At 64.0% G+C, this 23,172-nt stretch carries 23 protein-coding genes and 1 tRNA gene; 11 read left to right on the forward strand and 13 right to left on the reverse strand.

Annotated features, from left to right (window positions below; genetic code table 11):
- Nucleotides 1–21: 21 nt before the first annotated feature.
- Entirely contained in the window at nucleotides 22–1,248 is a 1,227-nt protein-coding gene (locus tag K3165_RS07985) for an NAD(P)/FAD-dependent oxidoreductase (RefSeq protein ID WP_221548213.1), read from the forward strand.
- Here K3165_RS07985 and queG read toward each other — a convergent pair.
- On the reverse strand, nucleotides 1,232–2,260 hold the full coding sequence (queG, locus tag K3165_RS07990) for a tRNA epoxyqueuosine(34) reductase QueG (RefSeq protein ID WP_221548214.1): 1,029 nt from the start codon (nucleotides 2,258–2,260) through the stop codon (nucleotides 1,232–1,234). The genes K3165_RS07985 and queG overlap by 17 nt on opposite strands.
- A 79-nt stretch (nucleotides 2,261–2,339) precedes the next feature.
- Here queG and K3165_RS07995 point away from each other — a divergent pair, with 79 nt between their 5' ends.
- From K3165_RS07995 to msrB, 4 genes are all read left to right on the forward strand, one after another.
- Nucleotides 2,340–3,338, forward strand: coding sequence for an ABC transporter ATP-binding protein (locus tag K3165_RS07995; protein ID WP_247713915.1), 999 nt, complete (start codon nucleotides 2,340–2,342; stop codon nucleotides 3,336–3,338).
- A complete protein-coding gene (locus K3165_RS08000; RefSeq protein ID WP_221548215.1) occupies nucleotides 3,335–4,561 on the forward strand; it encodes an ABC transporter permease in 1,227 nt (408 codons plus the stop codon). The genes K3165_RS07995 and K3165_RS08000 overlap by 4 nt, the downstream gene beginning before the upstream one ends.
- A 126-nt stretch (nucleotides 4,562–4,687) precedes the next feature.
- The gene (locus tag K3165_RS08005) at nucleotides 4,688–6,025 is read left to right on the forward strand and encodes a cytochrome P450 (RefSeq protein WP_221548216.1); all 1,338 of its coding nucleotides are present in this window, start codon (nucleotides 4,688–4,690) and stop codon (nucleotides 6,023–6,025) included.
- Nucleotides 6,026–6,080: 55 nt separating this feature from the next.
- Nucleotides 6,081–6,575: a peptide-methionine (R)-S-oxide reductase MsrB gene (gene msrB / locus K3165_RS08010; RefSeq protein ID WP_221548217.1), complete on the forward strand. Its 495-nt coding sequence runs from the start codon at nucleotides 6,081–6,083 to the stop codon at nucleotides 6,573–6,575.
- Here msrB and K3165_RS08015 read toward each other — a convergent pair.
- From K3165_RS08015 to K3165_RS08045, 7 genes are all read right to left on the reverse strand, one after another.
- Nucleotides 6,572–8,344 (reverse strand): hypothetical protein, encoded by a 1,773-nt coding sequence (locus K3165_RS08015; RefSeq protein ID WP_247713916.1) that lies wholly within the window; start codon nucleotides 8,342–8,344, stop codon nucleotides 6,572–6,574. The genes msrB and K3165_RS08015 overlap by 4 nt on opposite strands.
- A 1-nt stretch (nucleotide 8,345) precedes the next feature.
- On the reverse strand, nucleotides 8,346–8,756 hold the full coding sequence (locus K3165_RS08020) for a GtrA family protein (RefSeq protein WP_221548218.1): 411 nt from the start codon (nucleotides 8,754–8,756) through the stop codon (nucleotides 8,346–8,348).
- Nucleotides 8,757–8,783: 27 nt separating this feature from the next.
- Nucleotides 8,784–10,358, reverse strand: coding sequence for an NAD(P)/FAD-dependent oxidoreductase (locus K3165_RS08025; protein WP_221548219.1), 1,575 nt, complete (start codon nucleotides 10,356–10,358; stop codon nucleotides 8,784–8,786).
- A 79-nt stretch (nucleotides 10,359–10,437) separates the two neighbouring features.
- A complete protein-coding gene (locus tag K3165_RS08030) occupies nucleotides 10,438–11,073 on the reverse strand; it encodes a PilZ domain-containing protein (protein ID WP_221548220.1) in 636 nt (211 codons plus the stop codon).
- 176 nt (nucleotides 11,074–11,249) lie between these two features.
- Nucleotides 11,250–11,334 (reverse strand) — tRNA-Leu (locus tag K3165_RS08035).
- A gap of 71 nt (nucleotides 11,335–11,405) precedes the next feature.
- Nucleotides 11,406–11,687: an integration host factor subunit beta gene (locus K3165_RS08040; protein ID WP_221548221.1), complete on the reverse strand. Its 282-nt coding sequence runs from the start codon at nucleotides 11,685–11,687 to the stop codon at nucleotides 11,406–11,408.
- Nucleotides 11,688–11,837: 150 nt separating this feature from the next.
- Nucleotides 11,838–12,179, reverse strand: coding sequence for a GntR family transcriptional regulator (locus K3165_RS08045; protein ID WP_221548222.1), 342 nt, complete (start codon nucleotides 12,177–12,179; stop codon nucleotides 11,838–11,840).
- 199 nt (nucleotides 12,180–12,378) lie between these two features.
- Here K3165_RS08045 and K3165_RS08050 point away from each other — a divergent pair, with 199 nt between their 5' ends.
- The 5 genes from K3165_RS08050 to K3165_RS08070 all read left to right on the forward strand — a co-directional run bounded on the left by K3165_RS08050 (nucleotide 12,379) and on the right by K3165_RS08070 (nucleotide 18,059).
- On the forward strand, nucleotides 12,379–14,025 hold the full coding sequence (locus K3165_RS08050) for a peptide MFS transporter (protein ID WP_221548223.1): 1,647 nt from the start codon (nucleotides 12,379–12,381) through the stop codon (nucleotides 14,023–14,025).
- 105 nt (nucleotides 14,026–14,130) lie between these two features.
- Nucleotides 14,131–15,522 (forward strand): amidohydrolase, encoded by a 1,392-nt coding sequence (locus K3165_RS08055; RefSeq protein WP_221548224.1) that lies wholly within the window; start codon nucleotides 14,131–14,133, stop codon nucleotides 15,520–15,522.
- Nucleotides 15,519–16,811, forward strand: a complete 1,293-nt coding sequence (locus K3165_RS08060) for an amidohydrolase family protein (protein ID WP_221548225.1) — start codon at nucleotides 15,519–15,521, stop codon at nucleotides 16,809–16,811. The genes K3165_RS08055 and K3165_RS08060 overlap by 4 nt, the downstream gene beginning before the upstream one ends.
- Nucleotides 16,812–16,825: 14 nt before the next feature.
- Nucleotides 16,826–17,320: an FKBP-type peptidyl-prolyl cis-trans isomerase gene (locus K3165_RS08065; protein WP_345720686.1), complete on the forward strand. Its 495-nt coding sequence runs from the start codon at nucleotides 16,826–16,828 to the stop codon at nucleotides 17,318–17,320.
- A gap of 55 nt (nucleotides 17,321–17,375) precedes the next feature.
- Nucleotides 17,376–18,059, forward strand: coding sequence for an NnrU family protein (locus K3165_RS08070; protein ID WP_221548226.1), 684 nt, complete (start codon nucleotides 17,376–17,378; stop codon nucleotides 18,057–18,059).
- On the opposite strand, the gene K3165_RS08075 is transcribed toward K3165_RS08070, so the two are convergent.
- Both K3165_RS08075 and K3165_RS08080 read right to left on the reverse strand, forming a co-directional pair.
- Nucleotides 18,056–18,481: a hypothetical protein gene (locus K3165_RS08075; protein ID WP_221548227.1), complete on the reverse strand. Its 426-nt coding sequence runs from the start codon at nucleotides 18,479–18,481 to the stop codon at nucleotides 18,056–18,058. The two genes, K3165_RS08070 and K3165_RS08075, sit on opposite strands and share 4 nt — an antisense overlap.
- A 2-nt stretch (nucleotides 18,482–18,483) precedes the next feature.
- On the reverse strand, nucleotides 18,484–19,281 hold the full coding sequence (locus tag K3165_RS08080; protein WP_221548228.1) for a crotonase/enoyl-CoA hydratase family protein: 798 nt from the start codon (nucleotides 19,279–19,281) through the stop codon (nucleotides 18,484–18,486).
- 214 nt (nucleotides 19,282–19,495) lie between these two features.
- On the opposite strand from K3165_RS08080, the gene K3165_RS08085 reads away from it, so the two are divergent.
- Entirely contained in the window at nucleotides 19,496–19,849 is a 354-nt protein-coding gene (locus K3165_RS08085; protein WP_221548229.1) for a UrcA family protein, read from the forward strand.
- A gap of 43 nt (nucleotides 19,850–19,892) precedes the next feature.
- Here the strand turns inward: K3165_RS08085 and dxs are convergent, their stop codons facing one another.
- From dxs to msrA, 3 genes are all read right to left on the reverse strand, one after another.
- The gene (dxs, locus tag K3165_RS08090) at nucleotides 19,893–21,815 is read right to left on the reverse strand and encodes a 1-deoxy-D-xylulose-5-phosphate synthase (protein ID WP_221548230.1); all 1,923 of its coding nucleotides are present in this window, start codon (nucleotides 21,813–21,815) and stop codon (nucleotides 19,893–19,895) included.
- A gap of 74 nt (nucleotides 21,816–21,889) precedes the next feature.
- The gene (locus K3165_RS08095; protein WP_221429809.1) at nucleotides 21,890–22,357 is read right to left on the reverse strand and encodes a Fur family transcriptional regulator; all 468 of its coding nucleotides are present in this window, start codon (nucleotides 22,355–22,357) and stop codon (nucleotides 21,890–21,892) included.
- 36 nt (nucleotides 22,358–22,393) lie between these two features.
- Nucleotides 22,394–23,074 carry a peptide-methionine (S)-S-oxide reductase MsrA gene (msrA, locus tag K3165_RS08100; protein ID WP_221548231.1) on the reverse strand — a complete coding sequence of 227 codons (681 nt, stop codon included), beginning with the start codon at nucleotides 23,072–23,074 and terminating at the stop codon, nucleotides 22,394–22,396.
- Between the last annotated feature and the right edge of the window lie 98 nt (nucleotides 23,075–23,172).

Raw genomic sequence — 23,172 nt, forward strand, 5'->3', positions numbered from 1 at the left:
TTGACGCCAGCCATTTGCGCCATGGAGCATTACGACGTCGTCATCGTGGGGTCGGGACACGGCGGCGCGCAGGCTGCGATAGCCTTGCGCCAGGCGGGCCATGAGGATTCGATCCTTATGGTCAGTCGCGACCGCAACCCGCCATACGAGCGCCCGCCGCTGTCGAAGGAATATCTCGCCGGCGACAAGCCCTTCGAGAAGATCCTGATCCGGCCCGAGCAGTTCTGGGCAGACCGGAACGTGACCCTTCACCCCGGCGCCAATGTAAACGAGGTCGATCCGGTCGGCCACGTCCTCAGGCTGTCGGACGACAGTAGCGTCACCTATCGCAAGCTCATCTGGGCTGGCGGGGGCGATGCCCGCCGTCTCGGCTGTCCGGGTGCGGAACTGGCCGGCATCCACACGATCCGCACGCGCCGCGATACCGACTCATTGAAGGACGAACTCGAGGCAGGCGCGCGCCGTGCCGTGGTAATCGGTGCGGGCTACATCGGTCTGGAAGCCGCCGCCGTGCTGCGCAAGATGGATTGCGACGTCACCGTGGTCGAGATGCAGGACCGCGTGCTGGCGCGCGTCGCAGGGCCGGAAATCTCCCAGTTCTACGCCGCCGAACATCGCTCGCATGGCGTCGACCTCAGGCTCCAAACCGGCGTCGAGCGGATCGAGGGCGACGGAGAGAAGGTGACCGGCGTCACGCTGTCGACCGGAGAGACCGTGGCCTGCGATATCGTGATCGTCGGCATCGGTATCGTCCCGGCCGTCGGACCGCTGATCGCGGCGGGCGCAGCGGGCAGCAACGGCGTCGACGTCGATACGTTCTGCCGCACATCGCTCGACGATATATACGCCATCGGAGACTGTGCGGCGCATCCCAATCCCTATGCCGGCAATGCGGTCATCCGTCTCGAATCGGTCCAGAATGCCAATGACATGGCGACCGTCGCCGCAAAGGCGATCATGGGCGACAAGCAGGATTACGACGCCGTGCCGTGGTTCTGGTCGAACCAGTACGACCTGCGCCTCCAGACGGTGGGCATTGCCAATGGCTATGATGCGACCGTGCTGCGCGGCGATCCGGCAGAGCGCAAGTTCAGCCTGATCTACCTGAAAGAAGGTGTGGTGATCGCGCTCGACTGTGTGAACAACACCCGCGACTATGCGCAGGGGCGCAAGTTGGTGATGGGCCGGGCCGAGATCGATCCGGACCTGCTCGCCGACACCGAGACCCCGCTCAAGGAGATGGGCTGAGCCGCCGGGCTGCCCAGTCGGCCGCTTCTGCTACCACCGCGTCGGGATCGCTCCTGAGCGCTTCGACTTGCGCAAGAAGCGTCGCATCACCGCTGTTCCCGGCGGCGTAAAGACAGTTGCGCACGAAACGATCGCGCCCGACCCGCTTGATCGGCGAACCGGAGAAGAATTGCCGGAAACCGGCATCGTCGAACGCAAGGAATTGCGAGAGCGCAGGCGCGGCGAGTTCTTCGCGCGGGGCCAGCTTCATGTGACGATGCGCGGTGTCGGCAAACTTGTTCCAGGGGCACACGGCGAGGCAATCGTCGCAGCCGTAGATGCGGTTGCCCAGCGCCTCGCGGAATTCCTCCGGGATCGGCCCCTTGTGCTCAATCGTGAGGTAGGAAATGCAGCGCCGCGCATCGAGCTTGTAAGGCTGCGGGAAGGCGTCAGTCGGGCAGGCATCCTGGCAGGCGCGGCACGATCCGCACATGTCGCGGTGCGGCGCGTCGGGCGCGAATTCCAGCGTCGTATAAATCGCGCCGAGGAACAGCCATGAGCCCTGTTCGCGGCTGACCAGATTGGTGTGCTTGCCCTGCCAGCCGATACCTGCCGCCTGCCCCAGCGGCTTTTCCATAACGGGAGCGGTGTCGACGAAGACCTTCAGTTCGCTTTCCGGCTCGCGCGCGATCAGCCAGCGCGCCAGCGCCTTCAGCGCCTTCTTCACGACATCGTGATAGTCGCGGCCATGCGCATAGACCGAGATGCGCGCCTTGTCGGGATGCTCCTCAAGCGCCAGCGGGTCGACATCGGGCGCATAGCTCATGCCGAGCGCGATCACGCTCCTCGCCTCGGGCCACAGGCCTTGCGGGCTGGCGCGCTCGACCTTGCGGCTCTCCATCCACTCCATCGAGCCGTGACGCCCTTCGGCAAGCCACTGTTCGAACCGCTCCGAACGCAGCACGTCTTCACCGGCAGGCGCAAAGCCGCAGGCGGAAAAGCCGAGTGCTTTCGCCTCCTCCCTCAGGGCCATTTGCAGGTCATCGGGTGATGCGGCCTTAACCAAACTTGCTGTTGCTCCCGTTCACTTCGCGCGCCTATGCCTTGGGTCCATGTTGACCAAGACAGGTGCGATGTCGCGAAATCCCGCAGAACACAACCGCCAGCTCGCCATCGAGGCGCGCGGGCTGGTCAAGCGCTTCGACGACACGCTTGCCGTCGACGGGGTCGACATATCCGTTCCCGAAGGTGCGATCTACGGCATCCTCGGCCCCAATGGCGCCGGCAAGACCACGACGCTGCGCATGCTGCTCGGCATTATCGATCCCGACGAAGGCGTGCGCCGCGTTTTCGGGCATGACCGCCCGCACGAAATCGCCAAGTGGATCGGCTACCTGCCCGAGGAGCGCGGCCTCTATCCCGCCATGAAATGCGACGAGGCCATCGCCTTCATGGGTTCGCTGCGCGGCCTGTCGCTCGACGAAGGGCGCAAGCGCGGGCGCGAGCTGATGGAGAACCACGGTCTCGGCCATGCCATCGACCGCCAGATCCGCCAGCTTTCCAAGGGCATGGCCCAGACGGTACAGCTGCTCGGAACGCTGGTACACAGGCCGAGGCTCGTGGTGCTCGACGAACCCTTCAGCGGGCTCGACGCGATCAACCAGGGTAAGCTCGAAGGCCTGATCCGCGAACTTGCCGATCAGGGGACCACGGTCATCTTCTCGACCCATGTGATCCATCACGCCGAACGGCTCTGCAACGATGTCGCAATCATCGCCGGGGGGCGCGTGCCCTATGCCGGCTCGGTCGACGCGGCACGTGACCGCATTCCGGCGCAGGTCCGTCTCGAAACCCGCAACGAGAGCGGCGAGTGGCGTTCCGCCCTGCCCGACGATGCGCGCCACGACACCAAGTCGGGCGGTGGGCATTTCTGGTATTTCCCTATTCCCGATAGCGGGATCGAAGCGCTGCTCAAGCGCCTGATCGACGGCGAGGCGGGCATCCTCTCGCTCTCGATCGAACGCGCGGGGCTCCATGATGCCTTCGTCGAAATCGCCGGCGAGGCGGCGGCACGGGCGCTCGAGGAAGGCACAGCGGAGGCAGGCCAATGAACACGTCCGACGAAGCGTCACGCCTTTCGCTCCTGCAGGCGGCATGGGTGGTCGCCCGACGCGACTTCAAGGCGATCCTGTTCAGCCGCGCCTTTTTCATCTTCCTGCTCGGCCCGCTGTTCCCCTTCATCGTTGCCAGCCTGGCAAGCGGTGTAGGCGGTCAGGTCCAGCGCGAAGTGTCGGTCAATTCGATCGCGCTCGTCATGTCCGAAGAGGATAGCGCGGCGATCCTCGCGGCACGCGAACGCGCGCTCGGCACGATGGATGGACTGCCCGAACTGGTTGTCCTGACGCCCGAGGAGGGCGAGGAAGCCGAGGAGGTCCTGGGGAGGACTAATCACGCAGTCCTGCTTAGCGGCGACCTTGAGAACCCCGTCCTCACCGGCCCGCATATCCAGATCCACCGCTGGGACGGGGCCGTCTCGCTGATGGCCGCCATGGCGACCGGAAGTGCGCCGACCACGTTCCCGAAGATCGAGGAGCGCCCGCTTGCCGATACGGCGGCCGCTGCGCGCTCCGATCGCATACGCACGGCACAGGCGGGCCAGCTGCTGCTGTTCCTGCTGATGATGCTGCTGGCAGGCATGGTGCTGTCGAACCTGGTCGAGGAAAAGGCCAATAAGGTGATCGAGGTGCTGGCCGCGGCAATCCCGATGGACGCAGTGTTCTTCGGCAAGCTCTTCGCGATGCTCGGCGTCAGTTTCGTGGGCATCGCGGTCTGGGGGAGCTTTGGCGGGGCGCTGTTCCTGCTCGCCGGCGAAGCCCTGCCCGACATTCCCGACCCCGCGCTGGGCTGGCCACTCTTCGCACTGCTCGGTGTCGCCTATTTCGCCATGGGTTACCTGTTGCTCGGATCGCTGTTCCTGACGATCGGCAGCATGGCGACCACCGTGCGCGAAGTGCAGACGCTGTCCATGCCGGTCACCATGGCTCAGCTGGTGGTCTTCTTCCTTGCCGCCTACGCGATGACCTCGCCCGGAACGCCGCTCGAGATCTTCGCGGCGGTCTTCCCGCTTTCCTCGCCCTTCGCAATGCTCGCACGCGCGGCACAATCGCCCGACATCTGGCCGCACATCCTGGCGCTCGGATGGCAGGCCTTGTGGGTGGCGCTCTTCATCAAGGGCGGGGCGACGCTGTTCCGCCGCCGGGTGATGAAATCGGGCAAGGGCTCAGGCGGACGCAAGGGAATATTCGGCCTCTTCGCGCGCAAACAGGGCACATAGACCTCCGGCCTGGCGGCGTCGTATCCTTGCAATGAGCCGCCATTTCATTGCGATAGGTTCGCTTTTGAAACGCACTATTGACACGCCTGTCAGTTAAGGCAGGATGGTGTGCGAGAGGAGAATCCAATGGCTACCATCGCGCCCGCGCGGCCAGAATGCCGCACCTCGCCGACGGCATATGAAGCGCTCAAGAAGCATTTCGCCGAGCATCCCGAGGAACGTCTGAACCACACCCACAAGTGGGATGTCAGCCGCAGCGATATCTATGCCGAGAACACCTGGCAGCCGATCTTCCGCGAAATGCGCGAGGCGGGACCGCTTCATTACATCCCCGAAAGCCCCTTCGGCCCCTACTGGGCAGTGGTCGGCCACAAGGCGATCCAGCATATCGAGGCGCTGCCCGAGACCTTCTCGTCCAGCTGGGAGCATGGCGGGATCACCATCCTCAACCGCCTGAGCGAGGAAGAAATCGCCGAGGCAGGCGTGGACCGGCGCGAATTGCCGATGTTCATCGCGATGGACCGCCCGCAGCATACCGGCCAGCGCCGCACCGTGGCGCCCAAGTTCACGCCCTCCGGCATGGCCGAGATGGAAGGCGAGATCCGCCAGCGCACGGGCGAGCTGCTCGATTCGCTTCCGCGCGGCGAGGTTTTCGACTGGGTCGACAAGGTCTCCATCGAGCTTACCACCGGCATGCTCGCCATCCTCTTCGGCTTCCCCTGGGAAGACCGCCGCCTGCTGACGTTCTGGTCCGACTGGTCGGGCGATACCGAACTCGCCACAGTCCGCTCGCTCGACGAGATGCGCTGGGGCTTCCTCCACGAGATGGCGGCCTATTTCCAGTCGCTGTGGGTAGAGCGTACGCACGACAAGGAGCCGGGCGACGACCTCATCAGCATGATGATCCACTCCGAGGCGATGAACCAGATGCGCCCGGAAGAATTCATGGGCAATCTCGTCCTGCTGATCGTGGGCGGCAACGACACGACCCGCAATTCGATGAGCGGGATCATCTACCAGCTCGACAAGAACCCCGACCAGCGCAAGCTGTTCGAGCAGCAGCCCGACCTGATCCCTAACGCGGTGCAGGAAATCCTGCGCATGCAGACCCCGCTGGCGCATATGCGCCGCACCTGCACCGAGGATACCGAGGTTTTCGGCCAGCAGATCAAGAAGGGCGACAAGGTCGTGCTCTGGTACCTGTCGGCCAATCGCGACGAGACCGTCTTCGAGAATCCCGACAAGCTCGACATCACGCGCGAGAATGCCCGGCGCCACATCGCCTTCGGCTACGGCATCCACCGCTGCGTCGGTGCGCGTCTCGCCGAACTGCAACTGCGCGTCCTGCTCGAGGAAATGCACAAGCGCCGCATGCGCGTGCATCTTGCAGGCGACGTGGAACGCGTGCGGGCGAACTTCGTCCACGGCTTCCGCAAGCTCGAGGTCGAGATCACCGAGTTCTGATGTAACTTTCGCGCGTTCCGGGCGTATTCATGGGCAGGAGCCTATGAGAAGACCCATGCACGATACACTCAGGAACCGGCGCGCCTTTCTCGGACTGCTGGGCACAGGCGTGGCTGCAACCACGCTTGCGGCCTGCGGATCTAGTGCGGCGCAGGCGAAGGATTTCCCGATCTCGCTGAGCGAGGCGCAGTGGCGCAAGAAGCTGACGAAGAGCGAGTTCTACATCCTGCGCGAGGCGGGCACCGAACGGCCCTACTCCTCCCCGCTCAATGACGAGAAGCGGGCAGGCACCTTCGTGTGCGCCGGCTGCGGCAACAAGCTCTATTCCTCGAAGACGAAATACGATTCGCGCACCGGCTGGCCCAGTTTCTGGAAAGCCCTCCCCGACGCGGTGGGCACCAGCACCGATTACAAGATCGGCTACCCGCGCACCGAAGTGCATTGCGCCGATTGCGGCGGGCATTTGGGGCATATCTTCAACGACGGGCCCCGGCCGACCGGCAAGCGTCACTGCATCAATGGTGCCGCGATGGACTTCGTCCCGGCCTAGTCGACTACGCGGTAGACCAGGAATTCTTCCGGCCCGCCGAGGTCCACAGGCTCGAGCCATTCGGGCGGATTGCCAGCTACCAGATCGGCGCCAAGCCCGTCCGGCGCGAGCGCCGTGAACATCGAAGCTTCGACCAGGTCGCTGCACAGCGCGACGTAGTCTGCACCGCGCGATGCTATGATCGGTCGCGCCTCGTCTGCCGCCTTCGTGAACCCGTTGATGACGTCCGCCATCGCCTCGTTGGCGCGGTGATGCCCCGTCGCGACCACACCGTGATGGCTTTCGAGCAGGATCGACGGTCCGATATCGAGCGTCGCGAAGACGGTCCCCTGCGGGAGCTTGCCGAGCAGGCCCGCCTGTTCGCGGATGACGCAGCGCGCCTCATCCACGCTGCGAGCGGGCTTTCCTTCCACTTGCGTATCGGGCGCAAGGTTCTGCCACAGGGTGACCGGGGTCATGGGCACGAGCAGCATGATCAGGATCAGGACCGAGGCGATACGCGCCGCGATCGCTTTCTCCATCCGCACACGTTCCAGCAGGCGGGTTGCCAGCCAGCCGAGCGGGATCGCGGCAATGATCGATGCGAGCGCGAGCGAACGGGCGACCAGCAGGGCCAGCACGATCGATGCGAGCAGCAGCGCGAGATATTCGGTCCACCAGACGCGCATCCAGCCCATGGACTGCGCGCGGATCGCAATGGTCGCGCCGACAGCCGCGGTCATCTGGATCAGGGCAGGGACGACGACCGCCGCGGCCTGCACCCAGAAGGGCTGGCCTTCGAGGACGCGGCGATACCAGAAGGCATCGACCGCCGGATCGAGTGCGGCAAAGGGTGTCCGCAGGCAATCGGGCGAAGACAGGGCGTAGGTCGCAAATGCCGCCGCCCCGACCAGCGAGAACAGCAGGATCAGGCCGAAGCCGCGCAACTTGGTCGTCTTGGCCAGGATCCAAGTTCCGAGCGCGGCAACAAGGAAGAAGCCGAGATGCGCGGGCGAGATGGAATCGCAATATTGCGTCCAGGCCGAGGGGCCACGGGTCGCGAGATAGAACAGCAGCAAGCCGCCCGACAGCGCCTGCATATAGGCCACCAGCCAGCCGCGCTGCGCATGGTCGAGCCACCAGCGCACGAACAGGATCGCCCCGAATGCGCCGGCCATGGGAAGGATTTCGAGCGAGATCGACAGGCCGAACGCCATGGCGATACCCGCTACCCAGCCGCCCTTGCGCGCATCGCGCCAGCTGATCGCCCATAGCGCCACCGCGACGCTGAATATCTGCCAGCCGTGATGGTCGATCCGCATCGGGCGGAACTGGAACAGCAGCGCAGGCAGGAAACCGCAGGCAAGCACGGCAAAGATCGCGGCGCGGGTGCCGAGCAGGCGCCATGCGAGGCGGCCGATGACGGCGGCGGCCAGGCCGAAGGTGATGATCGGCAGCGCGATCAGCGCCACCTGTTCGGCATTCGCCTGCCCCACGAGCGGGGTGAAGAGCATGATGACGGCGGCAAGCGGCACATCGACCAGCCGCGACCAGTGCATCGCCGTGCCTGCGGGCGGATCGATGCGATACTGCATCGGATCGAACCATGCCTGTCCCGCCAGCAAATCGCGCACCTGCACGAGGCGGAGCACGTCGTCGGGATCGGGAAACTGGCCCTTCAACAGCGAAGGCAGACCGGTCAGGAACAGGATCGCGCTGACTGCTAGCCAGGCAAGAATGATCTGTCCGAGGGGAAATTCCCCGAGGCGCGCACGCCGGTCGTAAGCCATGTCAGGCGTTAGAGCGGAAGACCACGCGGCTGCGCAAGAGCCAGGTCGCCGCAAAGCTGACGACAATTGCAGCCAGCTTGGAGAGACGCGGATCGATACCGGCAATCTCGCCCAGGCCTACGATTGCCGTGGTCAGCGCAAGGCCGACAAGCGCGGAGCCCACGAACAGTGCCTTCTGGCGGGTGCGTTCGGGACCGCGCTCGGCGACGGTGTCGTTGAAAACCGCACGGCTGGAAATCAGCCAGTGGGTCAGGATGCCGGCCGAATAGGCGGCCGCCGACCCGAGTGCGGCGGGAACCGCGAAGGCGAGGAGGGCGAGGAAGAGGCCCATGTCCACCGCCAGCGCCGCAACGCTGGCGAAACCGTAGCGCAGGAGGCGTATGCGCTGCAGCCTCGAGATCACTTCACTCATGCCCCGTTCCCCCTCGTTCGTCAGGCCTTAAGCGGCCTCGCGATCCTTGGCGTCGACCTTGGTCGGAACATCACGGACCGAGTTCAGCGCGGCGGCCTGGTCTTCGGTCAGCTGGCGGTTGGGCAGCGTGCTTTCGGCACCCTCGTCGCCGGCTTCGTGATATTCGGCGTCCTCGTTGACGCACCAGGTGTCATAGACGCGCTCGCCGGCGATGATGTTCTCCACCGTCAGCATGGCGGTCATCATGGCGTGATCCTGGTTGTTGTAGCGGTGCATGCCGTTGCGGCCCACGAGGTGCAGCGTCGGGTGCTTTTCCTCCAGCTCGATGCGCATGGCATCGACATTGGCGGCATAGTCCTCGTCATAGACCGGATAGGCCTTTTCCTGGCGGACCACGGCGCCCGATTTGACCTTCTTGCGGTCGACAAGGCCGAGAATTTCCATTTCGTCGGTCGCGAGTTTGACGAGGTCTTCGTCATCCATCGACCAGAGGCCATCGCCTTCGAAGCAGAAGTATTCGAGACCGACGCAGGCCATGTCTTCGTCCGGGATCATTTCCGGCGACCAACTGCGGAAGTTCTGCACGCGGCCGACCTTCACCTTGCTGTCGTGGATGTAGATCCAGTTGTCGGGGAAGAGGTCTTCGCCCTCGACCATCAGCGCCACGGTCAGGAAGTCGCGATACTTGAGGTCGTTCGCCTGCAGCGTCGACTGCGGCAGCGGGTGCAGACGCTTCGACAACTCGCGCATCGGCGCGCTGCTGATCGCGTGTTCCGCTTCGATGACGATGTCGCCATCGGGGCCTTCGGCGCTCATGCGCCAGCTGCCATCGGTGTTGGCCGAAAGCTGCTTAAGGCCATGACCCATGATGATGTGGCCCTTGCCCGAGGCAATGATCTTGTCGCGCGCGGCATCCCACATCATGCCCGGGCCGAGACGCGGGTAGCGGAAGGTTTCGAGCAGCGTCTTGGTTGCCATGCCGTCGTTCGGCTTCTTGTTGAGGCCGAGGCTGCGCTTGAGGCCATCGACCACCGCGCCCCAGAGCGAGAGGCCCTTGATGCGCTGGGCGGCCCAGTCGGCGCTCATCTCGTCGCAGGGCATACCCCACACCTTCTCGGTGTAGGTCTTGAAGAAGATCGAATAGAGCTTGTGGCCGAACTGGTTCACGGTCCAGTCCTCGAAGCTCTTCACGTCCTTCTTGGGGAAGAGCTTGTACTGGAGGTAGCTCGCCATGCAGACGGTCGAGCGCAGGATCCCGAGGTTCCAGAGCGCTTCGAAGGCACGCAGCGGATAGCTGTAGAACTTGCCCTCGTAATAGATGCGGCTCATGCGCGGGCGCTGGATGAAGTCGTCCTCGCCCAGGATCTCGTTCCACAGGTCGACGACCTGCTGGCTCTTGGAGAAGAAGCGGTGGCCGCCGATGTCGAAGCGGTAGCCTTCATGTTCGACCGTACGGCTGATGCCGCCGACGTAGGTGTCGTCTTTCTCGATGATCGCGACAGTCTTGCCCTGCTTGGTCAGCAGATAGCCTGCAGTGAGACCGGCAGGACCCGCTCCGATGATTGCAACGTCGACTTTGAGCGGATTGTTGGTCGTACCCATGAATACCCCCGATTTGTTGTCAAACCGGAAGTGAAGGATATTGGTTAAAAGGTACTTAATGCCTTGAGCAAAAACAGCGTCAGAGGGGCTGTTCCTGCAACATGCCAGGGCACTGGACCGCGGCGGCGAGCATCGCGAATTCCCTCAGCGAGAGCGTGTTGTCGAACACCAGGCCGTATTCGGCATCGCGGCGCCAGCGCACGGTCGCGCGCGTCTCCGGAAGCCCTTCCCCGGTCACGGCGAGCCGCTGGTCGATCGCGAAAGCCTCGTCGCACTCGACGCGCGCACCCTGCTGCGACAGGTTGACTGTCGTCGCCTGCGCCTTGCCCGACAGGGTCGAAATGGTCAGCGGGATCGCGAGATTCAGGCGCAGTTGGCGCTTGGGGAAATTCCAGGTCTCGTGGATCAGCTTTTCCACCTCGACCGGCTCTTCGAAACGGTAGCTCGCCTCGAAACCGTCGCGGCGTACCTCGGTGATCTCGTAGCTCTCGCCGTTCTGGAGCTCGAGCGCGAGCTTTGTGTCGTCGGGAAGGGCATGGAAGCTGCGGAAGGAGATGCCGGTGGCCGACACGTCCCTGATGACGCAGAGAAACTCGCCCTGCCCGCTCACGATCTTCGCGGCCCGGATCAGCGATGTGAACCGCGGTGCCCCGCGCAGCTCGACCGCGTCGGCTTCGTTCCTGTCATCCGCATTCAGCGCAGCGGAGTAATCCATCGTATTTCGTACCCCCAAGATCGGTCACGGACGCGATGTCCGCTGGCGATGGTCTTGGCCTAATGCCCCTTCGGTTTCGTCTATTATCGGCCTACGGGTTAATACGAATATAAGATGCCCGGCCCGGCACTGCGCGACTGGGGGCCGCGCCTGCGACGATGGTTCGGGAAAGGGCCTGGTGCGGGTGGTGGGACTCGAACCCACACGTCCAAGGGACAGGGGATTTTAAGTCCCCGGCGTCTACCATTCCGCCACACCCGCTTGATCAGCAGGGAGCGTGCCTAGCCATTGATTGGATTGGCTGCAATCGCTCAAACGGAGCGGCGGCGCGATTACTTCTCGTTCAGGCGCTCGCGGATTTCCTTGCCCGGCTTGAAATAAGGCACGCGCTTGGCGGGCACGTCGACCATTTCGCCGGTGCGCGGATTGCGGCCCTTGCGGGCTTCGCGTTCGCGCGTGGAGAAGGCACCGAAGCCGCGCAATTCGACACGGCCACCCTCGGACAGGCGCTGGGCGATTTCCTCGAAAAATATGTCGACGACCTGCTCCACCTCTTCGGCGCGCAGTTCGGGATTGTCTTCAGCAATCGCCGTGAGAAGTTCGGATCGGATCATCTACGCTCTCCTGACTAACGCTTACGCGGTAGTCAAATACCTTTTATGCGACCCTTACGGGCGTAATCGAGACGACCCCTCAAGTCGATTTTGTGGCAGATAAGGTGGATTTCCGCAAGCTGTCAGTTACTTGCCGGTATGCGCCCTTGATCAGGCGTCCGCGAGCAGGTCTGCAGGAGCGATTCCAAGGCGGTCCATCCGCGTACGGATCTCGGGCCATTCTTCCTTGAGAAAGGCTTCACGCTCGCGCTCGCGCAAAGTGGCAGATGCCCCCTTGGCCACATACATGCCGACGCCGCGCTGTACTTCGACGAGGCCGTCGTTCTGGAACTGCTGGTAGGCCTTCGCAACGGTAAGGGGGTTGGCGCCCTGCTCTGCCGCCAGCGCGCGTACCGACGGCAACATCTCGCCTTCACGGTACTGCCCGTCGATGATCGCCGCCGCGATCATGTCGCGCAGCTTGAGGTAGACGGGCTTGGACTGGTTGCTCATGGCGAATCCCCGATTGTCGTATAGTGCATCAGTGCCATAATACAGCGCGGCGCGCAAGGTTCCCGACAATCTCGTGACAGTTGGTCTCGCCTGTAACTAATGCTTCACATTGCGCGCCAGACCGCTAGGGTGCGCGCTTCTTCGGGGAGGGGTCGCGCACGAAGCCGGCCTTTCGACAAAACAAGGGATACCGGATTCGATGGTAGAAGGCGTCTTCTTCACATTCGACTCAGCGTTCGAAATGTGGACTTTCAGGGTTGCCGTGGTCGCACTGGCAGCATTTCTCATCGGCGGCGTGGTGCTGATCACCCGCCCGCAGGAAGAGGTTATCGGGCACCCCAAGGGCCTGTTCCTCCTGTTCATGGCCGAAATGTGGGAGCGTTTCTCCTACTACGGCATGCGCGCCCTGCTGATCTTCTACCTCATCCAGCACTGGATGTTCGCGGAAGAAAAGGCCTACGTGATCTACGGCGCCTACACCGCGCTCGTCTACATCGCACCGGTGGTGGGCGGCTATCTGGCCGACCAGTATATCGGCCAGCGCAAGGCGGTCCTCTTCGGCGCAGTCCTGCTGACCTTCGGCCACTTCTTCATGGCCTTCGAAGGGTCGGGCGGACAGGCAGATCCGATGATCAACGTCTTCTGGCTGGCACTTGCCCTCATCATCGTGGGCTCGGGCTTCCTCAAGGCCAACATCTCGGTCATCGTCGGCCAGCTTTATCCGCGCACCGACGTGCGCCGCGATCCGGCCTACACCATCTTCTACATGGGCATTAACGTCGGTGCGGCTACCGCATCGATCATCTGCGGCTATCTCGGCCAGACCTACGGCTGGGAATACGGCTTCGGTCTTGCCGGCATCGGCATGCTCATCGGCCTCATCTTCTTCGTCATCGGCAAGCCACTGCTGCTCGGCCAGGGCGAACCCAAGGACCCGGCCAAGATCAAGGGCGGCAAGGAATTCGTCATCTACGGTGCGGGCCTTGCAATGGTCGCACTGTGCTGGGCCGCTATCCAGTACCAGGAACTGGTCGGCACCGTGCTCGGCGTGTTCGGCGGCGGTCTCGTGCTCTACGTGCTGTTCACCGCAGTGACCAAGCTGGCTCCCGAAGAGCGTGACCGCATCTTCGCGGCCATGTTCCTCATCCTGACCTCGATCGTCTTCTGGGCGCTGTTCGAGCAGGCCGGTTCGTCGCTGAACGTCTTTACCGATCGCCATGTCGATACGCAGGGCGTGAACGCATCGATGTTCCAGTCGATCAACGCGATCTACATCGTGCTGCTGGCCCCGCTCTTCGCGATGCTGTGGCAGGGCCTCGCTCGCAAGGGCGCGGAACCCAGCACGCCGATGAAGTTCGGCCTCGCCGTGATCCAGGTCGGTCTCGGCTTCCTCGTCCTCGTGTGGGGCGCGGAAAGCGTTGGCATCAACGTACCGACGCCGGTCATCTTCATCTTCCTCATCTACCTGCTGCACACCACCGGCGAGCTTTGCCTTTCGCCTGTCGGCCTCTCGGCAATGAACCGCCTGAGCCCGGCCCACATGGCCTCGCTCATCATGGGTACCTGGTTCTTCGCCTCGGCCACCGGTAACTTCGCAGCCGGCCTGATCGCTGCCGCAACCGGCGGCGAAGGTGTCGGCGAGGAAGCCGGCAAGCAGGTCGTGCTCGACGTCTACTCGACCGTCGGCTGGTACGCGATTGCCATCGGTGTCGGCGTCATGGTCGTCAGCCCGCTGATCAAGCGCCTGATGCACCTCGACACGATCAAGGACGATGCGCTCGAAGGTCAGGCGGAAGCCGGTCTCGAGGCGCAGGAAGCCGGCGTCCACCCGACGTCGCGCAGCTGATAACGGGCGGGGGATCGTCCGACGGACGATTTCCCTCGACCAAATTGGATTGACCGGACGGGCCGGGGCAGCAATGCTCCGGCCCGTTCACTTTTGGGGGACTGCATGAAAAGACTTGCCCCGCTTGCGCTCGCCGCAGGCCTCGCCGCATGTGCCACTTCTGGCACCGGAAACGAAACCGCGTCTGCGTCCAAGCCGGACAAGGAATGGACGGTGCCCACCGGCCAGGACGGCAACGAGCCGTTCCCCAGCACCTACCGTCCCTATCCCGGACGCCCGACTGCGCTGGTCGGGGCTACCGTATTCGACGGCAAGGGCGGCAGGATCGACAACGGCACGGTCCTGTTCCGCGACGGCGAAGTCGTGGCTATCGGCGATGCCTCGCTTTCGACCGACGGCTATGACCGCGTCGATGCGGCCGGCAAATACGTCACTCCCGGCATCATCGACATCCATTCGCACCTCGGCGACTACCCCAGCCCCGCAGTCGATGCGCATTCGGACGGCAACGAGGCGACCAGCCCGACGACCCCGGAAGTCTGGGCCGAACATTCGATCTGGCCGCAGGATCCGGGTTTCTCGCGCGCGCTTGCCAATGGCGGCGTGACCAGCCTCCAGATCCTGCCCGGCTCGGCGAACCTGATGGGCGGCCGCAGCTCCACCATCAAGAACGTGCCCGCGCGCACCGTGCAGGGAATGAAGTTCCCCGGCGCGCCCTATGGCTTCAAGATGGCCTGTGGTGAGAACCCCAAGCGCGTCTATGGCGGCCGCGGACGCATGCCTTCGACCCGCATGGGCAACTTCGCAGTCAACCGGCAGACATGGCTCGATGCCCGTGCCTATGCCGAGGGCGACCGCGAGAAGCGCGACCTCGCCAAGGAAACGCTGGTCGGCGTGCTCGACGGCGACATCCTCGTCCACAACCACTGCTACCGCGCCGACGAAATGGCGCTGGTGATGGATATGGCCAAGGAGATGGGCTACAAAGTCTCCGCCTTCCACCACGCTGTGGAAGCTTACAAGATCGGCGATTTGCTGCGCGAAAACGGCGTCTGCAGCGCGATCTGGGCCGACTGGTACGGCTTCAAGATGGAGGCCTATGACGGCATCCTCGAAAACGCCGCCTACCTCCAGCGCGAGGATGCCTGCGTGGTCATCCATTCCGACGATGCGAACGGCATCCAGCGCCTCAACCAGGAAGCCGCCAAGGCACAGGCGGCAGGTCGCCGCGCCGGCATCGAGATTTCCGATGCGACGGTGATCTCGTGGATCACATTGAATCCAGCAAAGGCGATGGGCATCGACGCGATGACCGGCAGCCTCGAGCCGGGCAAGATGGCCGATGTCGTCCTGTGGAACGGCGATCCGCTATCCGTCTATTCGCGGCCCGAAAAGGTCTGGATCGACGGCGCCCTGATGTACGATTCCATGGACCGCAAGCGCCGGCCGGTAAGCGATTTCGAGCTCGGCCAGCCCGGTGAAGGAGATGTGAAATGATGCGCCTCCTCACACTTGCCGCCAGCGCAATCGCGCTCGCGGCCACTCCGGCCATGGCACAGGACTTCGCGCTGAGCGGCGTAACGCTCGCCACTGGCGACGGCAGCGAACCGATCGAGAACGGCGCCGTCCTCGTACGCGGCGGCAAGGTCGTCTATGCCGGTCCCGCTTCCGGCATGCCCGAAACACCCATCCAGCTGATCGAGCTTCCTGCGGATACGTGGGTCACTCCCGGCCTCTTCGCCACGGTCACGACGCTCGGCCTGTGGGACGTCGGCGCGGTCAGCGAATCGAACGATACGCGCGCCGGGGATTCGCCCTTCAATGCAGCGCTCGACGTGAGCCGTGCGATCAACCCGGATTCGCAGCATATCAAGATCCACCGCGCTGCAGGTGTGACCCGCGCTGCGACCGTGCTGACCAACACCGGTTCGATCTTCGGTGGTCAGGGCACGGTGATCGACCTCGGCGACGATGCCGATCCGGTCACCACGCCGCGTGCCTTCCAGGTCGTGCACCTCGGTGAAACCGGGGCGCGTCTTGCAGGCGGAAGCCGTGCTGCGACCTACGCCGAGTTCGCCAATGCGCTGCGCGAGGCCCGCGACTTCGCCAATGGCCGCTGGGACGCGGAAAGCGCCATGCTCACCCGCGCCGATGCAGAGGCGCTGGTGCCAGTCGTGAACGGCCGTCAGAAGCTGTATGTCGCGGTGGAACGTGCCTCGGACATTCGTGCCGTGCTCGGCCTCAAGCGTGAATACCGCTCGCTCGATCTCGTGCTGGTCGGCGCAAGCGAGGGCTGGCTGGTCGCTCCCGAAATCGCAGCGGCCGGTGTCCCCGTGATTGCCGATGGCCTCGACGATCTGCCGCGCAGTTTTGAAGAACTCGCCAGCACCCAGTCGAATGTCGGTCGCATGGCGGCAGCAGGCGTGAAGGTCGCGATCAACGCTTCTGCAATGGAGAACCCGCGCAACCTCAACCAGTATGCCGGCAACCTCGTCGCGCTGACCCGCGTGCCGGGCGCCGACGGGCTGAGCTGGGGACAGGCCTTTGCTGCGATCAGCTCGGTCCCTGCCGAGATCAGCGGCCTGGCTGGACGCGCAGGGTCGCTCGTGCCGGGTGCCGCTGGCGATATCGTGGTCTGGGACGGCGATCCGCTGGAGGTCGGCTCGGTGCCGACGCAGGTCTATATCGACGGGGTTGCGCAGCCGCTCGAAAACCATCAGAGCCGCCTCAAGGATCGCTACCGCGACCTCGACGAGAGCGATCTTCCCAAGGCATTCGACTGGTAAGGACCCAAAGACCGATGCGTTCGATGATACTCGCCCTGCTGGCGGCCTTTGCGGCTGTCGGTTTCCAGGCTGCCACCGCGCAGGACGAGAGCGGGCCCGACCGCTCGCAGGACCTTGCGTGGATGAGCGCGCAGCAAGCCTATCTCGCCGGTCTCAAGGCCGAGGATGGCTGGTATTCGATGGATGGCGGGCTGCGCTGGCGATATGTCGAATATACCGGGTCGCAGGATAAGCCGAGTGTCGCGGATACGGTGACCGTGCATTACGCGGGCACCTTCATCGACGGCGAGACCTTCGATTCCAGCTTCGACCGCGGCGAACCGGCGACCTTCCCGCTGAGCCGCCTTATCAAGGCCTGGCAGATGGCGATCCCGCAGATGGGCGTCGGCGACACGATCGAGATCGCTGCGCCCGCGGACGTCGCCTATGGTCCGAAGGGCAAGGGCCCGATCCCGGGCGGGGCGACCCTATTGTTCAAGGTCAAGCTGATCGGCATCGAGAACAACTGAGCGAGATTTGCCGCCGGAGCGGCTTGTGATAGCTTCCCTCCATCGGGAGGGACCTATGACACCTATGCTTGCGCTTCTTGCCGCCTCGGTTGCCTTTGTCGGCACGCATTTCGCCCTGTCGCACCCGCTGCGCGCGCCCATCGTGGCCAGAGCGGGGGAGAAGGGTTTCCTCGGAATCTATTCGATCGTCGCATTGGCGACGCTGGTCTGGATGGTTCTTGCGTTTAGGGACGTCGGGCCCGGCGGGACACCGGCATGGAACGGTTCGGGTGACGTGATCTGGATCGCAGCTACGCTGATCATGCTGGTCGCCTCGGTCATGCTGGCCGGCTCCTACATCGGCAATCCTGCCCTGCCTGCTCCCGGTGCCGAAAAGCTCGCCGCGAAAGAGCCGCATGGCGTCTTCCTGATCACGCGCCACCCGATGATGTGGTCCTTTGCCCTCTGGGCGCTGGTGCATGTGCTGGTCAGCCCCACGCCGCGCCAGTTCATCCTTGCGGGAGCGATCGGATTCCTCGCGCTGGTCGGCGCGCATATGCAGGACCGCAAGAAAGAGGTGCTGATGGGCAGCGCCTGGACCGGATGGGAGGCGAAGACCAGCTACTGGCCGCGCTTCGGTGCGCTCTTGAAAGCCGGGCCTGCGGCGTGGATCGGCGGCATCGTGATCTGGCTTCTGGCGACCTTCGGCCACATCCATGCCAACGGCATGCCCGCAGGCATCTGGCGCTGGGTCGGCTAGGCCTTAGGCGACATATCGAGCCACTTGCCGAAATTGCGCAGTGTCGGCGGCCAATCGTCGGGCCAGTCGGCGAGATTGCTCGCATTGAAGCCTTTCATCTCCGCATACTCGTCAGGCCAGTAAATGCTCCAGTCCTCATCCGCGATGGGCAGGTCCTTGGCGAGATCATCATCGGGATGCGGGGCAAGCCGGGGTTCCAGATACTCGATTGCAGTGTCCCACAGGAAGCAAGCCGTTTCCCCGGATACATCCGGCGCCATCATCGCGATGAACTGGTCTCGCGTTGGAGAAACTCTCTTCGCCTCGGTGCGCGCGATCTGGCGTGCCGTGTTTCGCCAGGCAACCGCACCCACGATCAGGAGAAAACCGACGACGAACAGGGTGCCCGCCAACCACTCGGGAATTCCCAGCGCCGCGCCCATGGCTATTGCCCGGTGAACTTCGGCGCGCGCTTCTCGATCAGCGCTTCGACGCCCTCCATATGATCCTGCGTCGAGTGCATCAGAGCCTGCGCATTTGCGGCCATCTCGAGCGCCGCGTCATAGGAAGTCGAGCGCCCCTGCCGCATCAGGTTCTTCGCCTGTCGCAGCGCATGCGGAGGCATGGCGGCGACCTTGGCAGCGAGCGTTTGCGCCTCGTCCATCAACGCATCATGGTCGACCACACGGCTCACCAGCCCCCAGTCGAGCGCGGTGGGCGCGTCGATCACATCGCCGGTGTAGAACAGCTCTGCCGCGCGTGCCTCGCCGATGATCCGCGGCAGGATCCACGTACCTCCATCGCCCGGAATGATGCCGAGCTTGAGGAAGGTGACGCCGAACTTGGCCTTGTCGCTCGCGATGCGCATGTCGGCGAGGCACGCAAGATCGCAGCCGAGCCCGATTGCCGGCCCGTTGACGGCTGCGATCAGCGGCACGCGCAGGCCATAGAGCGCGCGCAGGATCTTGTGGATGTTGTTGCGGTAGCCGTCGGCGATCTCGGGCGCGGTGCCGCCGAAATTGCCGGTCTTCTCCTTCATCGCCTTGATGTCGCCGCCCGCGCTGAAGGAGCGGCCAGCCCCTGTCAGGATCACGCAGCGTACATCCATGTCGGCATTGATCGCGTCGCATGCGGCGACGAAAGCATCGCCGTCTCCCGCTGCGCCGAGCGGGTTCATGCTGTCCGGGCGGTTCAGCGTGAGGGTCGTAACGTGATCGGCATTGTCTATGGTCAGCAGGCTCATGGGCGTGGGGTCCTTTCTCGGCTTCCATGGCAGCACACGGGACGCCCGTCACCCTGTCCCTCCGCTGCACTGCGCGTGCTCTCCCCCGACAACGTGGCCCTAGGAGGTTTACGGATGTTGCTCTTCCCGTTGCCCGCGCACTGTAAATACTCGGATCGAGGTGCCGGGCAGGCGCGTCGAAAGAGAGACGGCAAGTTAGCCGAAAGGATCTGTCATGGGGAAAGGTTTGCAAGAATTGGCGTTTGTCGCCGCAGCGGTCTGCCTTGCGTCATCCGCACAGGCCGCAATCGCCCAGGATAGCGATATCGTGGTGACGGCGCCGCGCGATGTCCCGCCGGGGACCGAGCCCGTATCGAAGGCGGTGAAGATCGGCGATCTCGACCTTTCCACCGATGAGGGTGAAGCGGAGATGAGGAAGCGTGTGAACGCCGCGATCAAGCATATCTGCTGGTCCCATCCCAAACCCGCTCGCTGGCAGGTCAGGCAAAACGAAGAATGCGATGCATTCGCCCGCGAAGGGGCCGAGACACAGATGGAAGCCGCGCTGGCAAGAGCCCGCGGTATCTAATCCCGGACCCCCTACCTCCCGCAGTACGGGCGGGTATCTTCGATCAGGCCCGCGCCTCTTCCACACCCGTGCTGTTATGGCGCAGTGCGCTCAGCACCTTGTCGACGATTTGCGGCGCATTGAGGCCCGCCTCGTCATACTGCTTGGCGGGATCGTCCTGGTCCTGGAAGACATCGGGCAGGCGCATGGTGCGGACCTTGAGGCCGTTGTCGGTCAGCCCTTCGTCCGATGCGAAGGTCAGCACATGCGCGCCGAGGCCGCCGATCGCGCCTTCTTCGACAGTTACCACGACCTCGTGGCTGCGCATCAGCTTTTCGATCAGGTCGGTATCGAGCGGCTTGGCGAAACGCATGTCGGCAACCGTGGTCGACAGGCCCTTGGCCTCGAGCTGGTCGGCAGCCTTCTTGGCTTCTTCAAGGCGCGCGCCGAGCGAGAGGATCGCGACCTTGGTGCCCTCGCGCACGATACGCCCCTTGCCGATTTCGAGCTTCTCGAGCTTCTCCGGGATCTCGACGCCCGTGCCTGCGCCGCGCGGATAGCGGAAGGCGATGGGGCCATCGTCATATTCGGCGGCCGTATAGGTCATGTGGGCCAGCTCCGCCTCGTCGGCAGCGGCCATGACGACCATGTTCGGCAGCGTCGCGAGATAGGTGATGTCGAACGAGCCCGCGTGGGTGCAGCCATCGGCGCCCACCAGGCCAGCGCGGTCGATGGCGAAACGGACGGGCAGGTTCTGGATCGCCACGTCGTGCACGACCTGGTCGTAGGCGCGCTGAAGGAAGGTGGAATAGATCGCGGCGAAGGGACGCATGCCTTCGGCGGCAAGACCGGCGGCGAAGGTCACGCCGTGCTGTTCGGCGATGCCGACATCGAAAGCCTTGTCCGGATGCGCCTGTGCGAACTTGTCGACGCCCGTACCGCTCGGCATGGCGGCGGTGATGGCGCAGATGCGCGGATCGTCATTGGCGATCTTCGCCAGCGTTTCGCCGAAGACGTTCTGGTAGGCGGGCGGGCCACCCTTCGACTTCTTCTGTTCGCCGGTGACGACGTCGAACTTGGCGACGCCATGATACTTGTCGGCGCTGTTCTCGGCAGGCGCGTAGCCCTTGCCCTTCTTGGTGACGACATGGATCAGGACCGGGCCCTGTTCGCTGTCGCGCACATTCTCGAGCACCGGGATGAGGTGGTCGAGATTGTGGCCGTCGATCGGGCCGACGTAATAGAAGCCGAGTTCCTCGAACAGCGTGCCGCCGGTGACCATGCCGCGGGCATATTCCTCGGCCTTCTCGAGACCGTCATGCACCTTGCGGCTGAGCTTCTTCGACAAGCGCGAGGCGAGGCTGCGCAGGCCGAGATATTCGCTGCTCGACACGGTCCGCGCCAGATAGGCGGACAGTCCGCCGACCGGGGGTGCGATCGACATGTCGTTGTCGTTGAGGATCACGATCAGGCGATTGCCCGCCTGTTCGGCATTGTTCATCGCTTCATAGGCCATGCCCGCGCTCATCGCGCCGTCGCCGATGACCGCGATGCCGCGACCCGGGCGATCCTGCATCTTGTTCGCCATGGCAAAGCCGAGTGCCGCGCTGATCGAGGTCGAGCTGTGCGCTGCGCCGAACGGGTCGTATTCGCTCTCCGCGCGCTTGGTAAAGCCGGAGAGGCCGCCGCCTTGGCGCAGTGTGCGGATACGGTCACGGCGACCGGTCAGGATCTTGTGCGGGTAGCACTGGTGGCCGACGTCCCAGACAAGCTTGTCGGTCGGCGTATCGAAAACGTAATGAATCGCCGCAGTCAGTTCGACGACGCCGAGGCCCGAACCGAGATGCCCCCCGGTCGTGCCGACGGCATCGATCATCTCCGCGCGCAGCTCGTCGGAGAGCTGGCGAAGCTGGCTTTTCTCTAGCTTGCGGAGGTCGGCGGGGGTGTCGACCGTGTCTAGCAGGGGCGTCTTGGGGCGTTCACTCATACGAATGCCTTACACGCGGTTTTCCGAACTGTCGATGAACGGTTTATCGCTGAAAATGCACAACTTGGCGCAGGCTAGGCCGCGCAGTCGTCGCACAGCCCGCGTAGCTCGACCACGGGCCGGACATCGGTAAAGCCCGCGTCCTTGCCCGCGTCTCGCAGCGCGCCGGTAACGCGCTCGTCGTCGATGTGGGTTGCCTTCCCGCAATCGTCGCAGATCAGGAAGATGCAATCGTGACGGCAGCCGGGGTGGGTGTTGACCAGATAGGCGTTCGCGCTCTCGATCCGGTTCGCAAGATTGGTGCGCACGAAGAGGTCGAGGATGCGATAGACGCTGTTGGGCGCCACGCGCTTGCCGCGCGCTGCCGAGAGGTTGTCGGCAATGTCATAGGCGCTGGCGGGTTTTTCGTGACGCGCGAGTTCCTCGAACACGGACTGGCGCATGCCCGTCCACTGTTCGCCGGAATCGGTGAGCGTGATGCGGGCTGCGTCGATCAGATCGTCGCCCGAATGTTCCTTATGCGCGTGCGAGTGTCCTGCCATGCGAAACAGGTAGGATCACACGGCGATGCGCGCAAGTCAGTTGCGGCGGAACTCGGCGCGGTAGAGCGAGGGGTAAAGACGCTTGAGCGCGGCGACCTTGGGCGCATCCCAGCGCACGATGTAGCCGTGGCGCGGGTTCTTGTCGGCGAAATCCTGATGGTAGGTTTCCGCAGCATAGAAAGTGCGGGCCGGTTCGATGCTGGTGACGATCGGCTTGTCCCACAGCCCGCTCTTCTTCAGCTGGGCCAGATAGGACGCGGCAACACGGCGCTGTTCGGCCGATACCGGGATCAGCTCGGCATTGTAATGCGCGCCCCGATCCGGGCCCTGGCGGTTCTTGAGCGTCGGATCGATCACGACCGAAAAGAAGATCTGCAGCAGCTGATCATACCGCACGACCTTGGGGTCGTAAGTGACCTTTACCGCCTCGACATGATCGGTGATGCCGGAGGAGACGAGCTTGTAGTCAGCCTGCCGCTTGGTCCCGCCGTGATAGCCGGAGACCGCGCTGGTGACGCCCCTGGTGTGGCTGAAGACAGCCTCCACGCCCCAGAAGCAGCCGCCTGCAAAGATCGCCGTCTTGAGACCGGTGCCCTCGTTCGCCTTGCGCGCTGCAGCAGGTGCCTCGACCACCTTTTCGGCGGCAAGCGCGGGCTGTTGGCAGGCGGCGGTCGTAGCAAGCGCGCCTGCGGCAAGGAGGAGGGCAAAGCGCTTCATCAGACGATAGCGGCCACGGCGGAGACGATTTCCGCGCCGTTCGAAAAAGCGACGATGATGGCGCCAGCGAAAAATCCGATGCCGAAATTGCGATAGAG

Origin of the sequence: Qipengyuania xiamenensis (assembly GCF_019711495.1) — a bacterium.
GTDB classification, from domain to species: domain Bacteria; phylum Pseudomonadota; class Alphaproteobacteria; order Sphingomonadales; family Sphingomonadaceae; genus Qipengyuania; species Qipengyuania xiamenensis.